Below are 12,234 nucleotides of genomic sequence, written 5' to 3'. Positions count from 1 at the left end.
AGCCCCCTACTCTGGCTTTGGTCCGCCGTAGGCCCAGTCGAGCAGTTGAACCGTATGGAAGACTGGCACGTTTGCGCCTGATCCGATCTGGGTCATACAGCCGATATTTCCAGCCACGATCACGTCGGGTTTCGTGTCGTTGATCGTCGCCAGCTTGCGGGCCTTCAGTTCATTCGCGATCTCTGGCTGCAACAGGTTATATGTCCCTGCAGAACCGCAGCAGAGGTGGGAGTCCTTGGGCGTTGCGACGTCGAACCCTGCACGGGTCAAGAGCGCCTTTGGCGCATCTTTGACCTTTTGACCATGCTGGAGCGAACAGGCCGCGTGGTAGGTCACGCGCATGTTCTGTTTGGGCTGTTCGGGCAGGTCCAGCGTGGCGAGGAATTCGGTGATGTCGCGGCAGATGCCTGACACGCGCGCGGCATCTTCGGCCAGATCGGTGTTGCGGAAGCTGTGGCCGTAGTCCTTGACCGTTGTGCCGCAGCCCGAGGTGTTGATGATGATCGCGTCGAGCCCTTTGCCATCCATTTCCCGCGCCCATGTCTGGATATTCTGACGGGCAAAGCTGTGGCTCTCGGACTCGCGGCCCATGTGGTGGACGATGGCGCCGCAGCAGCCTTCGCCCTCTGGGATGACCACTTCGACGCCGAGGCGGGTCAAGAGCCGGATGGTGGCAGCGTTGATCTCTGAATCGAGCGCCTTTTGCGCACAGCCTGTCATCAGGGCCACACGTTTCCGCGCGGTGCCTTGGGCTGCGTGGGTTTGCGGGCGGTCGTGATCGGCGGGCGGCACGATGCGGTCAGGGGCCAGCGCGAGCATGGCGCGTAGTCGCGGATCAGGCATAAGTGGGCCGAGGATACGACCGATACGCGCCGCACGCAGCGCGAGGCGGAACCGCGACGGATAAGGAATGATCCGCGCCAAGGTCCAACGCAGCACCCGATCAAAGAGCGGGCGTTTATAGGTCGCCTCAATATGGCTGCGAGCGTGGTCCAAGAGATGCGCGTAATGCACCCCCGACGGGCATGTGGTCATGCAAGCCAAACAGCCCAGACAACGGTCGATGTGTTTGACCGTTTCCGTATCCGCAGGACGGTTGTTTTCCAGCATATCCTTGATCAGGTAGATGCGCCCTCGGGGGCTATCCATTTCATCACCAAGGATTTGATAGGTCGGACAGGTCGCCGTGCAGAACCCACAGTGGACGCAGGACCGCAGGATTTCGTTAGACCGCGCGATGGCGGGAATGGCGAGCTGTTCTTCTGTGAATTCAGTTTTCATGGATCACCTGTTGAACAACCCGCGTGGGTCGTAAGCGTTTTGCAATGCAGTGGTCAGTTGGGCAACGCCATCGGCCGCTGGTTCAAGGGCAGGTGTATCCCCTCCCCCGCGCAAGCGCGTCGCGTGCCCGTGAAGTCCACCGAGGGCGGAGCGCAGGTCAAAGCCGTTATCCGTGCTCGCCCAGAGGAGCGCGCCGCCCCAATCCAAGGTCACATCGACGCCCATGCCCATCAGTCGCTCGGCTGCCTTGGCCCCATTGCTGGCCCGCAGAGACACGCGCCAGATGTCGCGATCCGAGGTGGCCGCAAAGCGGGCGTCGCGCAGGTCATCCCACGGGTTTTCATCGACGAGGGTCAGACCCGGTAGCAGGCGTGAGAGTTGGTCGGCGCGGTAGCTGACGGAATCGTTAAACCCTTCGATCCGAAGGAGAATACGACCCTGATGCCATGCGGCACCGTTGACCTCGAACGGGGAACCGAGCGCTTTGGACAGGGCGGCTACAGCAGCAATGGGCGAAGGTTCAGCCAATGCCATCGTCGCCGTGCGTTCGGGCAGCGGCAGCACCTTGAGCGAGATTTCGGTCATCACGCCCAGCTTCCCGCGCGCGCCACAATGGAGGCGGGCAATGTCGTAACCCGTCACGTTTTTCATCACGCGGCCACCGTTTTTCACGATGCGCCCGCTGCCATCGACAAACCGCAGGCCCAAGAGCATGTCACGGGCAGATCCCGCCTGAACACGGCGCGGACCACAATGGTTCAGTGCGACCATCCCGCCGAGCGTCGGTTCGCCCGAGGTGCCGAGAACGGCGCGGTGATCCATCGGTTCAAAGGGCAGACGCTGACCATTGTCGGCCAAGAGCGCGTTGATCTCTGCCATGGTGGTCCCTGCCCCTGCCACAAGGGTTAGCGCACCGGGTTCGTAGAGGCGCACGCCCGACAGCCCAGCGGTCGAGAGACGCTGATGGCCCGCAGGCGTATGGCGTGTGCCACCGCCGACGATGTCGAACGGTGCCGAGGCGGATGCGATGATGTCGGACAGTTCGTCTTCGGTCGTCGGGGTGAATATCGTTTGGGTCATGCGCGGCGCGCCTCTGACGCATCAAGCGGGAACACTTTGGCCGCGTTCAAGAGCCATTTCGGGTCGAACACATCCTTTACGATCATCTGCGCCTCTAGGTCTTGGGCGTTGAATTGCGCGTGCATGAGGTCGCGTTTTTCGATGCCAACGCCATGTTCGCCCGTCAGACATCCGCCAACCTCAATGCAGAGACAGAGGATGTCGGCGCCCATCGCCTCGCATCGTTCAAGATCACCGGGTTTGTTCGCATCAAAGAGGATCAGCGGGTGCATATTGCCGTCACCCGCATGGAATACGTTCGCAACGCCGAGGCCGTATTCCTTGGACAACTCGCCGATCCGTTCGAGGACGTAAGGAAGTTCGGACACAGGGATCGTGCCGTCGAGACACATGTAGTCGTTGATCTGCCCCATCGCGCCAAAGGCCGATTTACGGCCGAGCCAGATGCGGGCGGATTCATCGGCCGAACGGCTTTCGCGGATTTCGTCGGGGTTATGCCGTTCGGCAATCTCGCGGATGAGGGCAAGCTGGTGATCGATTTCGCGGTCAGATCCTTCGACCTCGATGATCAAGAGCGCCTCGCAATCGGGGTAGCCCGCTTTGGCGAAGGCTTCGCAGGCTTCGATGCAGGGGCGGTCCATGAATTCGATGGCGACGGGGACAATGCCCGCCTGAATGATGTCGGACACGCAAGCGCCCGCGACGGCGGAGGAACCGAAGGCTACCATGACAGGGCGCGCGCCTTCGGGTTTGGGCAGGATGCGGAGCGTGGCTTCGGTTACGATGCCCAACTGACCTTCGGCACCGCAGACCACAGGCAGAAGGTCAATATCGCCTGCATCCATATGAGCGCCGCCGAGGTCGATAATCGTGCCGTCCATCAGCACCATCCGCAGACCCAAGAGGTTGTTCACCGTCACCCCGTATTTGAGGCAATGCGCCCCGCCCGAGTTCATGCCGATGTTGCCAGAGATCGCACAAGCGAGCTGTGACGAGGGATCGGGGGCGTAGAACCAGCCGTCTTCCTCGATTGCTGCAGTCACGGACAAGTTCGTGCGGCCCGTTTGGATGCGCATAATCCGGTCGTCGTAATCGACCTCAAGCACGTCCGTCAGACGGGCAACGCCCACAACAACGGCGTCAGCCGTCGGCAGTGATCCACCTGCAAGCGAGGTGCCCGCGCCGCGTGGGACAACAGGGATCCCACGGTCATGGCAGAGTTTCAGGACGGCAGCGACCTCTTCGGTGTTGCAAGGCAAAACCACAGCGAGGGGCGTGCAGCGATAGGCGGTAAGCGCGTCGCATTCGTAAGCGCGCAGACCAATCACGTCCTCAATAACCCGGTCCGCAGGCACCACGGATTTGAGCGCGGCGATATGATCTGCGCGGCGCGACAAAATCTCTGCGCTTGGAATTGGCATGTCCATCGGTTCGTCCTCCCTGTCTTAACAATAGGCCGAAACGCGGAAAGACCAACGCAATTTTTCCAGTTTTTCCATCTGGTGGAAAAGTGCGTGATTATGCGGCCCCGCGCAGCGAATCTGTCAATGATTGTGCCATATCGCGGATGCGAACACCGACTTCGCTGATACGGTCATGAGAAAGCCGCGAGGAGAGCGCAGACACGGAAATCGCACAGACTGCATCCTCTGCACGCGAAAGAACCACTGCCGCAACGCAGCGCAGACCAGCGGCATGTTCTTCGTCATCGACGGCATAGCCGACCTCGCGGATGTGGCGGATTTCCTTCATCAATGTGTCGAGGTTTCGGTGCGATCGGGGGGTCATCGGGTGGAACCCTGCCCGCTCTGCAAAGCGTTCGATTTGATTGTCTGACCATGTGGCCAAAATGGCCTTACCCATGCCCGAACAAAAGGCCGGAACACGTCCACCCGTGGGGGAAATAGCGCGAACGATCTCGCGGCTTTCTACTTGAGAAATAGTAACAATTTGCTCTCCATCCAGCACGCCGAGGTTCGCGGTTTCGCGGGTCTCATCCCGCAGTTTACGCAGGTAAGGCAAGGCGGGTGTAACGAAGTTATATTTCTGCACATAGGCCGACCCGACAGAGTAAGCCTCGCGCCCGATATGCCAGAGCGCGCGCTCTGGATCGAAGTAGGCAAAGTTGTCGATTTCGAGTGTGGTTAATAGGCGGTGGGTGGTGGACACGGCGAGGCCCGCGCCCTTGGCAAGGTCGCTGACACGATGGCCTTCATCTGACGCCGCGAGGGCCTTGAGCAGGGTCATCGCCCGTTGCACCGACTGAACTGATCCGACTTTCTGTTTCATCGACATTTTCCGCATCGTGAAAAACTATTTCGTCGATGGTTAACACCCCGCCTGCCCTCGGTCTACATTTTTAAAAAATGGAGGCCGCTATGACTTATGTAAAACGCTCTGAACTTGAGGTGTCTGCTGATCTGGCGGCTCTCATTGAAAACGAAATCCTGCTCGGCATTGATGCTGATGCATTTTGGGATGGGTATTCCGCACTTCTCAAAGACCTCGTACCTGTGAACCGCGCTTTGATTGAAAAGCGTGAGGATCTGCAGGCGCAAATTGACGGCTGGTATAAGGCGCAAAAGGGTAAAACCTTTGACGTGGAAGAAGCGAACGCGTTCCTGCGCGAGATCGGCTATCTTCAGCCAGCACCTGCCCCGTTCGAAATCAAGGTCGAAAACGTTGACCCAGAGATCGCGAGCATCGCCGGGCCGCAGCTGGTTGTTCCTGTGATGAATGCACGCTTTGCGCTGAACGCGGCGAACGCACGTTGGGGATCGCTATATGATGCGCTCTACGGCACAGACGCCATCGAAGGGAAACCTGCGGGCAAAGGCTATGACGCAGAGCGCGGCGCAAAGGTTGTCGCCTGGGCACGTGCACATCTGGATGAGGTTGCACCGCTGGCCAACGGATCGTGGGCCGATGTTGAGGCGCTGGACGCGGGCGAGGCTCTGTCGATCACCGTTGGTGGCGCTGCAACCACTCTGAAAGACGCGAGCCAATACGCAGGCTACCGTGCGAACGGCGACGTAATGCTGCGCGTCAACGGCCTGCTGATCGAGATTAAGATCGACCGTGAGAGCGCGATTGGCGCAACTGATCCGGCTGGCATTTCGGACATCCGTTTGGAAAGCGCCCTGACCGCCATTCAGGACTGCGAAGACTCTGTCGCGGCTGTCGATGCCGAGGACAAATGCGTTGTTTATGCAAACTGGCTGGGCCTGATGAAAGGCACGCTGGAAGAGAGCTTTGACAAGGGCGGCAAGGTCATGACCCGTCGTCTGAACGACGATGTGACCTACACAGCGCCGAACGGCGAAGCTGTAACCCACCCCGGTCGTGCGCTGATGCTGGTGCGTAACGTCGGTCACCTGATGACCAACAACGCGGTTCTGATGAATGGCGAAGAAACCCCCGAAGGCATCATGGACGCGGTGATCACCGTGGCCTGTGCGATGCACGATCTGGCGAAAACCGACGGTATGCGGAATTCGCGCAGCGGGTCGGTCTATGTCGTGAAGCCCAAGATGCACGGCCCCGAAGAGGTTGCGTTTGCGAATACGCTCTATGGTCGGGTTGAGGATATGCTCGGCCTGCCCCGTGATACGGTCAAGCTCGGTATCATGGACGAAGAACGCCGTACGTCGGCAAACCTCGCGGCCTGCATCAACGCGGTTAAAACGCGCTGTGTGTTCATCAACACCGGCTTCCTCGACCGTACGGGCGATGAAATCCACACCATGATGCAAGCGGGCCCTGTTATCCCGCGTGGCGAAATGGCGGGGAGCGCATGGCTCGGCGCGTATGAGAACGGGAACGTGGACACAGGTCTGGCGGCTGGCCTCACGGGTCAGGCGCAGATCGGCAAAGGCATGTGGGCACGTCCTGACGATATGGCGGATATGCTCAAGGCCAAGATCGGCCATCCGAAGGCAGGAGCAAACACTGCGTGGGTTCCCTCGCCCACCGCTGCGACCCTGCACGCCACGCATTATCACCATGTGAATGTGTCCGAGGTTCAGAACCAACTGCGGTCGCGTGACCATGCCTCGCAGAACGCGCTGCTGACACCGCCTGTCATGATCGGCCGCAATGTGTCGGACGAGGATGTGACCCGCGAATTGGACAACGCCTGCCAGTCCATTCTGGGCTATGTGGTGCGTTGGGTCGATCAGGGTATCGGCTGTTCCAAAGTGCCCGACATCGACGATGTGGCCCTGATGGAAGACCGCGCGACCCTGCGGATTTCGTCGCAATACCTCGCCAACTGGATCGAGCATGGCATCTGCACCGTTGATCAGGTCGAGGCCGCCTTCCGCCGTATGGCCCCGAAGGTCGACGCGCAGAACGCGGGCGATCCGGCCTATAAACCGATGGCACCGTCGTTCGATGGCGAAGCATTCAATGCGGCGCGGGCGCTGGTGCTCGAAGGCATTTCGCAACCGTCGGGCTACACTGAACCGCTTCTGTATAAGGCGCGCCTGCGCGTCAAAGCCGCTGCGAAGTGATTGGATAGCGTCATGCAAATCATCAAGCGACTAGACCTGAACGACGCGCGCATCCTCCTTGAGGGTGCGCGAGCCAAAGCGAGTGAGATTGGCGTGCCGATGTGCATCGCAATCACAGACGAAGGCGGCAATCTGGTGGCGTTTGAACGAATGGACGGCGGCAAGGTCACTTCGATCACCATCGCCATCGACAAGAGCTTTACCGCGTCGGCGGCGAAAAAAGCGACGCATGATTATGGCGCGATCAGCCAACCCGGTGGCCCGACCTATGGCATCGACTCTGCAATCGGAGGCCGTTTGATGGTCGTCGGTGGCGGTCTGCCTGTGATCGTGGATGGGGACGTTGTGGGTGGCATCGGTGTGTCGTCAGGCACCCCTGCCCAAGACCGCGAGGTCGCTCAGGCGGGCATTGATCACTTCCTCGCCACACTCTGAGGTTAGATAAATAAACGAAAACGGGCGGCTCTAGGGCCGCCCGTTTTATTTGTGCTTAGCCCTTTTTGGCAAAGCAGGTGGTGTAGAGGTCCCAAAGGGCCAGTGCCACAGTGATTGAGATCACCGCAACCAAGTCAACGCGCGGGACATGGATCACAAGGATCGACAAGAAGGCGATGACCACCAAAAACGCAAATACAGCAATCGTATTGTTCATAGTCTCAGTTCCCTGTTTCGAGTGTTTCTATATGTGAATTGAGCCATTTGGCTGTCCGCAAGAGCCGCGCATCGTCGTTGCGACGGCCCACAAGCTGAACACCCATCGGCATTCCGTTTTCCGCGACAAAGAGCGGGATCGTGACCGATGGCATCCCTGCCAAGGTCCAAAGCCCGTTGAAGATCGGGTTGCCTGTGTCCTCTAACCCTTCGGGCGCAGGGCCCAGGGCGGCGGGACAGATGATCGCGTCCGCGCGGTTAAAGATCGCCTCGAACCCAGCGTTCAACACCTCGCGCCAGTCGAGCGCAGAGATATAGTCGCGTGCCATGACGTCTTTGCCTTTGTCGATGGCGGTGCGGAGCTTGTCCGATAGTTGATCCCGACCACGGGCCTCGAAGTGATAGTAGCATTTCGCCATTTCTGCGAAGTTGATCAGTTCGCGGGTTTTGGCGGCTTGGCTCAGTTCGGGCAGCGGGGCTTCGATGCATTTGTCTCCCAAGAGGTCGACCAGTTCTTCGATGGCAGCGGTCATTTGCGGATCGGCCTGATCCCATCCAGGGATTCGGGCCAAGGCAAAGTCAGGCAGCACCGGAGGTTTCGACGTAGCCACGTCGAGCATCCGTGGCATTGGAACTGGGGATGTTGCACGGTCCAACGGGTCGTGGCCAGCGATGACCTCGGTCAAGAGCGCGGCATCTTCGACGGAGCGGGCAAAAACGCCCACGGTGTCGAGGTGGGGCGATTGTGGCAGAATACCCGTCCGCGGGATCAGGCCGAACGTGGGTTTGAACCCTACGACACCACAGAAAGATGCAGGACGAATGACGGAACCGCCGGTTTGTGTGCCAATAGCAAAGGGCACCATGCCCGCCGCAACCGCAGCTGCAGAGCCAGAGGATGATCCGCCCGGGGTGTGATCGGGGTTATGCGGGTTGCGGGTTTTGCCCGCATGCATGAATGCGGCCTCAGTCGTGACCGTTTTCCCCAAGATAATCGCACCCGCAGCCCGTAGACGCGAGACGATCCAAGCATCTTCATCGGGAACTCGTCCCGCGTCGATGGGCGTTCCGTTTTCGGTCGGGATGCCTTTGGTGTCGATGATGTCTTTTAGACCGACAGGCAGCCCATGCAGCGGACCCAAGGGCCGTCCCATTTGCCGCCATTGATCCAGACGTTGCGCCTGTTGAATGGCATGGTCGCCATCAAGCCACGCCCAAGCGCCAACCTGCGGTTCAAATTCAGTAATGCGGTCAAGGCAAGCCTCGACCACATCGACGGCCGTAAATTCACCCGAAGCGAGGCGGTCGCGCAAAGCGACCGCCCCCAAACCGAGTATGGTCTGTGTCTTAGCGCTGCGGACCATAGACGGCATCCGGTAGGCTAAAGACAATCTGCGGGAAGGTGTACATGAGTAACATGGCTATCACGACCATACCGCAATACGGCAGCACGCCCTTGAAGATCTCGAGCAGTTTGACCTGCGGCGGTGCGATACCTTTGAGGTAGTACGCACTCATCGCCATTGGTGGGGTCAAGAAGCTGGTCTGAAGGTTCAGCGCCACGAGCACACCAAAGAACAGCGGATCAATCCCGAACATCGGCAGAAGCGGCAAGAAGATTGGCACGAAAATGATGATGATTTCGGACCATTCCAGCGGCCAGCCGAGAAGGAAGATGATCAACTGAGCGATAATCAGGAACTGGATCGGTGTCAGATCGAGGTGGGTCACAAACTCTGCGATCACCTGTTCACCGCCCAAGTAGCTGAACACGGCCGAGAACACATAGGAACCAACGAACAGCCAGCACACCATCGCGGTGGTGCGGACGGTCAGATAGACGCTTTCACGCAGGCGATCAAAGGTCATCGCACGGTAGGCAATCGCCAGCACCATACCACCCAGCGCACCGATGGACGCGGCTTCGGTCGGGGTTGCCAGACCAAAGAGGATCGAACCAAGAACCGAGAGGATCAGGATCGCAAGCGGCAGGAAGCTGGTTGCCAGCATCCAAAGCATCTTGCCCAGCGGGACCTCGGGGAGTTCTTCCTTGGTCGGTTTCGGCGCGAGGTTCGGGTTCAGGATAGACCGCACCACGATGTAGGTGATGTAGAGGCCAACCAGCACCAGACCCGGCAGCAGAGCCGCAGCGTAGAGGCGCACGATCGAAACACCCGAAGATGCAGCGTAAACGATCAACATGATCGACGGCGGGATCAGAATACCCAGCGTACCGCCAGCACAGATGATACCAGCCGCAAAGCTGTGGTCGTACCGCATCTTGAGCATCTGCGGCAGTGCCAAGAGGCCCATCAGGGTCACAACCGCGCCCACGATACCTGTTGCCGTTGCGAAGAGTGCGCAGGTGATCAGAGCGGCCACACCGAGCGAACCCGGGATGTTGCGCGATGCAAGCGCAAGCGTGCTGAACAGTTTATCCACGATGTTCGCGCGTTCCACGATGTACCCCATGAAGAGGAACAGCGGGATCGCCGTAAGAACTTCGTTTGATATGACTGAGTAGGTTTGGTTGATGAAGAGGTCGAAGATACGGTTGTTATAGAACCCCTCTAGCCAGAGAGAGGTCGAATCCCACCAACCAGCGTCTTCGGTCAGTCGGTTAAAGCTGCGCCACATACGGCCAGCGTCGAAATAGGCGTAGTAGCCAAAGCCGAGGCCAATCGCCATGAGCGTATAGGCAATCGGGAAGCCCAAAAACACGCAGGCAATAAAGATGCCCAGCATGGTAAGAGCGATTTGTGGATCGGTCACGGTGTGAACTCCAGTAATAGGACGGCAGATGAGTAGGTCTCAGCCTGATGGGGACCTGATTATTTGCCCTCAGATGCCTGTTTCATAAGTAGGGTTTCGGTTTCCTCGACGTCCGACGCCATCGGGGGCCACTTGCCCTCTTTGATGCAGATGATGCAGCGGAAGACTTGCGCGATGCCTTGGATAAAGAGCAAAAGGCCCGCCGCGACGATCACAGTTTTGAACTGATAGATTGGAATGCCTGCGGGGCTGTTCACCGAGACCTCGGTGTAGCTCCACGACCGGCTTGCGTATTTCCAGCCCGAAAAGATCAGAGCGAGGATACCGGGGAAGAAGAAGAACACATAGAGCGTCAGGTCGACGATCGCCTGCGTCCGTTCCCGCCACAGTCGGTAGAGGAAGTCGCCGCGCACGTGACCGCCGCGCGACAGGGTGTAGGCGCCGCCCATCATGAACAACGTCCCATACATGATAAAGCTGATGTCCAGCGACCACGGCGTGGGGCTGTTCAACAGATACCGAACAAAGACCTCGTAGCTCATGCCAAGGGTCATCAGGATGATCAGCCATCCAAAAGCCTTGCCGAACCACGCAGATACAGTATCGGCAAATCGGATATATTTTAGCATTCGTAACTCCAGTCCGGACCAATCCTAGGTGAAAAAGGCGCGGTCCCCCGCGCCTTTTTGCTGATGATCAGAGCTTCAGCTTACCCGGGAAATAGTGCTCGTATGCGAGGCCGAGGTCAGGTGCGTTCATCAGTTCGTAGTACGCAACTTTTTCGGTCCAAGCACGCTGGCTTTCCATGACACGTGCGTTGAACTCATCTGTTGCCAGATCAGCGATCAGCGTGTCCCAAGCGGCCAACTGACCTGCGAGAATGTCTTTCGAGGTGCGGTGAACAGTGACGCCCTCATCCGACTGAAGTTCTGCGAGGTCTTTGGAGTATTCGCGCATCGCCAGAGCGGTGTTCGAGGTCGAAGACGCTTCAACTGCGTGCTTGAGGATCGCCTGCAGGTCTTCTGGCAGGTCTTCCATGAAGTCTTTGTTGAAGAGGAATTCGAACGATTCCGACGCTTGGTGATAGGACGACAGGTAGTAGTTCTTAGCAACGTCCTGTGCGCCGAAACGACGGTCCGACGACGGGTTGTTGAATTCGAACGCGTCGATCACGCCACGCTCCATCGCGGGAACGATTTCGCCGCCCGGAAGCTGTGCAACCGACATGCCCATGCTCTGAAGAAGGTCAGCAGCCAGACCCACAGTACGGTATTTAAAGCCGTTGAGGTCAGCGACGGTGTTTACTTCTTCTTTGAACCAGCCGAATGGCTGTGCAGGCATCGGCATACCCATCATACCGATGACGTTCAGGCCGAGGATGTCTTGGGTCAGTTCGCGATACAGTTCTGCACCGCCGCCCTGATAGAACCAAGCCTGCATCGTTGTAGCAGAGCCACCGAAAACAGGGCCGGTGCCGAAGAACGACGCCGCTTTGGATTTACCATACCAGTACACAGGCACGGAGTGCGCAGCGTCAAGAACGCCGTCATGCACAGCGTCCATCACCTGGAACGCGGCAACGACTGCGCCTGCTGGCAGAAGGTCGATTTTGATACGGCCACCGGACATCGCTTCGACGCGGTCAACATATTCGCGTGCAAAGTCCATCCAGATGTCAGACGCAGACCACGAGGTCTGCATTTTCATTACGATCGGCGATTGGGCCAATACCGGCGGAGCCGCCAGAACGGTCGCGGCAGCAGCCGAACCACCTAGGGCACCGGTACGAATAAAGGAACGGCGCGACAGACGCGCAGTGTCAGTTTTCTTAGTCATTGATGTCCTCCCAGACGATTTCAGACACATTGTGTGTCGTTAATCTATCTCCTACGGTAGAAGGCCTTTCATCAAAATCAAGGAAATAAATTTATCTTTTCCA

At 58.5% G+C, this 12,234-nt stretch carries 11 protein-coding genes; 2 read left to right on the top strand and 9 right to left on the bottom strand.

Translation table 11 applies throughout. From position 1 onward, the window contains the following. Positions 1-6: 6 nt before the first annotated feature. From glcF to BSK21_RS03930, 4 genes are all read right to left on the bottom strand, one after another. On the bottom strand, positions 7-1,281 hold the full coding sequence (gene glcF, locus BSK21_RS03945) for a glycolate oxidase subunit GlcF (protein WP_067549579.1): 1,275 nt from the start codon (positions 1,279-1,281) through the stop codon (positions 7-9). Between the two features lie 3 nt (positions 1,282-1,284). Then, a complete protein-coding gene (locus BSK21_RS03940) occupies positions 1,285-2,361 on the bottom strand; it encodes an FAD-binding protein (protein ID WP_067549581.1) in 1,077 nt (358 codons plus the stop codon). Then, complete coding sequence (locus BSK21_RS03935; RefSeq protein WP_067549583.1) at positions 2,358-3,788, bottom strand: FAD-linked oxidase C-terminal domain-containing protein; 1,431 nt, start codon at positions 3,786-3,788, stop codon at positions 2,358-2,360. The genes BSK21_RS03940 and BSK21_RS03935 overlap by 4 nt, the downstream gene beginning before the upstream one ends. Positions 3,789-3,879: 91 nt before the next feature. After that, positions 3,880-4,650 (bottom strand): IclR family transcriptional regulator, encoded by a 771-nt coding sequence (locus BSK21_RS03930; protein WP_231924770.1) that lies wholly within the window; start codon positions 4,648-4,650, stop codon positions 3,880-3,882. Positions 4,651-4,739: 89 nt separating this feature from the next. Here BSK21_RS03930 and BSK21_RS03925 point away from each other — a divergent pair, with 89 nt between their 5' ends. Together BSK21_RS03925 and BSK21_RS03920 are read left to right on the top strand one after the other, a co-directional pair. Beyond that, positions 4,740-6,872 (top strand): malate synthase G, encoded by a 2,133-nt coding sequence (locus BSK21_RS03925; protein WP_067549587.1) that lies wholly within the window; start codon positions 4,740-4,742, stop codon positions 6,870-6,872. Positions 6,873-6,884: 12 nt separating this feature from the next. After that, positions 6,885-7,307 carry a heme-binding protein gene (locus tag BSK21_RS03920; RefSeq protein WP_067549742.1) on the top strand — a complete coding sequence of 141 codons (423 nt, stop codon included), beginning with the start codon at positions 6,885-6,887 and terminating at the stop codon, positions 7,305-7,307. 55 nt (positions 7,308-7,362) lie between these two features. Here BSK21_RS03920 and BSK21_RS16010 read toward each other — a convergent pair whose 3' ends face one another. The 5 genes from BSK21_RS16010 to BSK21_RS03900 form a co-directional block, all read right to left on the bottom strand. Then, positions 7,363-7,524 (bottom strand): hypothetical protein, encoded by a 162-nt coding sequence (locus BSK21_RS16010; RefSeq protein WP_197498152.1) that lies wholly within the window; start codon positions 7,522-7,524, stop codon positions 7,363-7,365. Positions 7,525-7,528: 4 nt separating this feature from the next. Beyond that, positions 7,529-8,887 carry an amidase gene (locus BSK21_RS03915; protein ID WP_067549589.1) on the bottom strand — a complete coding sequence of 453 codons (1,359 nt, stop codon included), beginning with the start codon at positions 8,885-8,887 and terminating at the stop codon, positions 7,529-7,531. Next, the gene (locus tag BSK21_RS03910) at positions 8,871-10,295 is read right to left on the bottom strand and encodes a TRAP transporter large permease subunit (RefSeq protein WP_067549591.1); all 1,425 of its coding nucleotides are present in this window, start codon (positions 10,293-10,295) and stop codon (positions 8,871-8,873) included. Before BSK21_RS03910 ends, BSK21_RS03915 begins: the two co-directional genes overlap by 17 nt. Before the next feature lie 59 nt (positions 10,296-10,354). Continuing rightward, positions 10,355-10,924 (bottom strand): TRAP transporter small permease subunit, encoded by a 570-nt coding sequence (locus tag BSK21_RS03905; protein WP_067549593.1) that lies wholly within the window; start codon positions 10,922-10,924, stop codon positions 10,355-10,357. A 67-nt stretch (positions 10,925-10,991) separates the two neighbouring features. Further along, positions 10,992-12,131 carry a TRAP transporter substrate-binding protein gene (locus BSK21_RS03900; protein WP_067549595.1) on the bottom strand — a complete coding sequence of 380 codons (1,140 nt, stop codon included), beginning with the start codon at positions 12,129-12,131 and terminating at the stop codon, positions 10,992-10,994. Positions 12,132-12,234: the final 103 nt, after the last annotated feature.

The organism is Marivivens sp. JLT3646, assembly GCF_001908835.1.
GTDB classification, from domain to species: Bacteria; Pseudomonadota; Alphaproteobacteria; order Rhodobacterales; family Rhodobacteraceae; genus Marivivens; species Marivivens geojensis.
Note: the sequence above shows the minus strand (reverse complement) of the source record. Positions and strands in the feature narration are given on the sequence as shown.

What these genes read in the sequence shown, in the direction of transcription:
- BSK21_RS16010 (WP_197498152.1), bottom strand. Translation starts at nt 7,524, where the DNA reads ATGAACAATACGATTGCTGTATTTGCGTTTTTGGTGGTCATCGCCTTC.
- glcF (WP_067549579.1), bottom strand. Translation starts at nt 1,281, where the DNA reads ATGAAAACTGAATTCACAGAAGAACAGCTCGCCATTCCCGCCATCGCG.
- BSK21_RS03940 (WP_067549581.1), bottom strand. Translation starts at nt 2,361, where the DNA reads ATGACCCAAACGATATTCACCCCGACGACCGAAGACGAACTGTCCGAC.
- BSK21_RS03935 (WP_067549583.1), bottom strand. Translation starts at nt 3,788, where the DNA reads ATGGACATGCCAATTCCAAGCGCAGAGATTTTGTCGCGCCGCGCAGAT.
- BSK21_RS03920 (WP_067549742.1), top strand. Translation starts at nt 6,885, where the DNA reads ATGCAAATCATCAAGCGACTAGACCTGAACGACGCGCGCATCCTCCTT.
- BSK21_RS03905 (WP_067549593.1), bottom strand. Translation starts at nt 10,924, where the DNA reads ATGCTAAAATATATCCGATTTGCCGATACTGTATCTGCGTGGTTCGGC.
- BSK21_RS03900 (WP_067549595.1), bottom strand. Translation starts at nt 12,131, where the DNA reads ATGACTAAGAAAACTGACACTGCGCGTCTGTCGCGCCGTTCCTTTATT.
- BSK21_RS03925 (WP_067549587.1), top strand. Translation starts at nt 4,740, where the DNA reads ATGACTTATGTAAAACGCTCTGAACTTGAGGTGTCTGCTGATCTGGCG.
- BSK21_RS03930 (WP_231924770.1), bottom strand. Translation starts at nt 4,650, where the DNA reads ATGAAACAGAAAGTCGGATCAGTTCAGTCGGTGCAACGGGCGATGACC.
- BSK21_RS03915 (WP_067549589.1), bottom strand. Translation starts at nt 8,887, where the DNA reads ATGGTCCGCAGCGCTAAGACACAGACCATACTCGGTTTGGGGGCGGTC.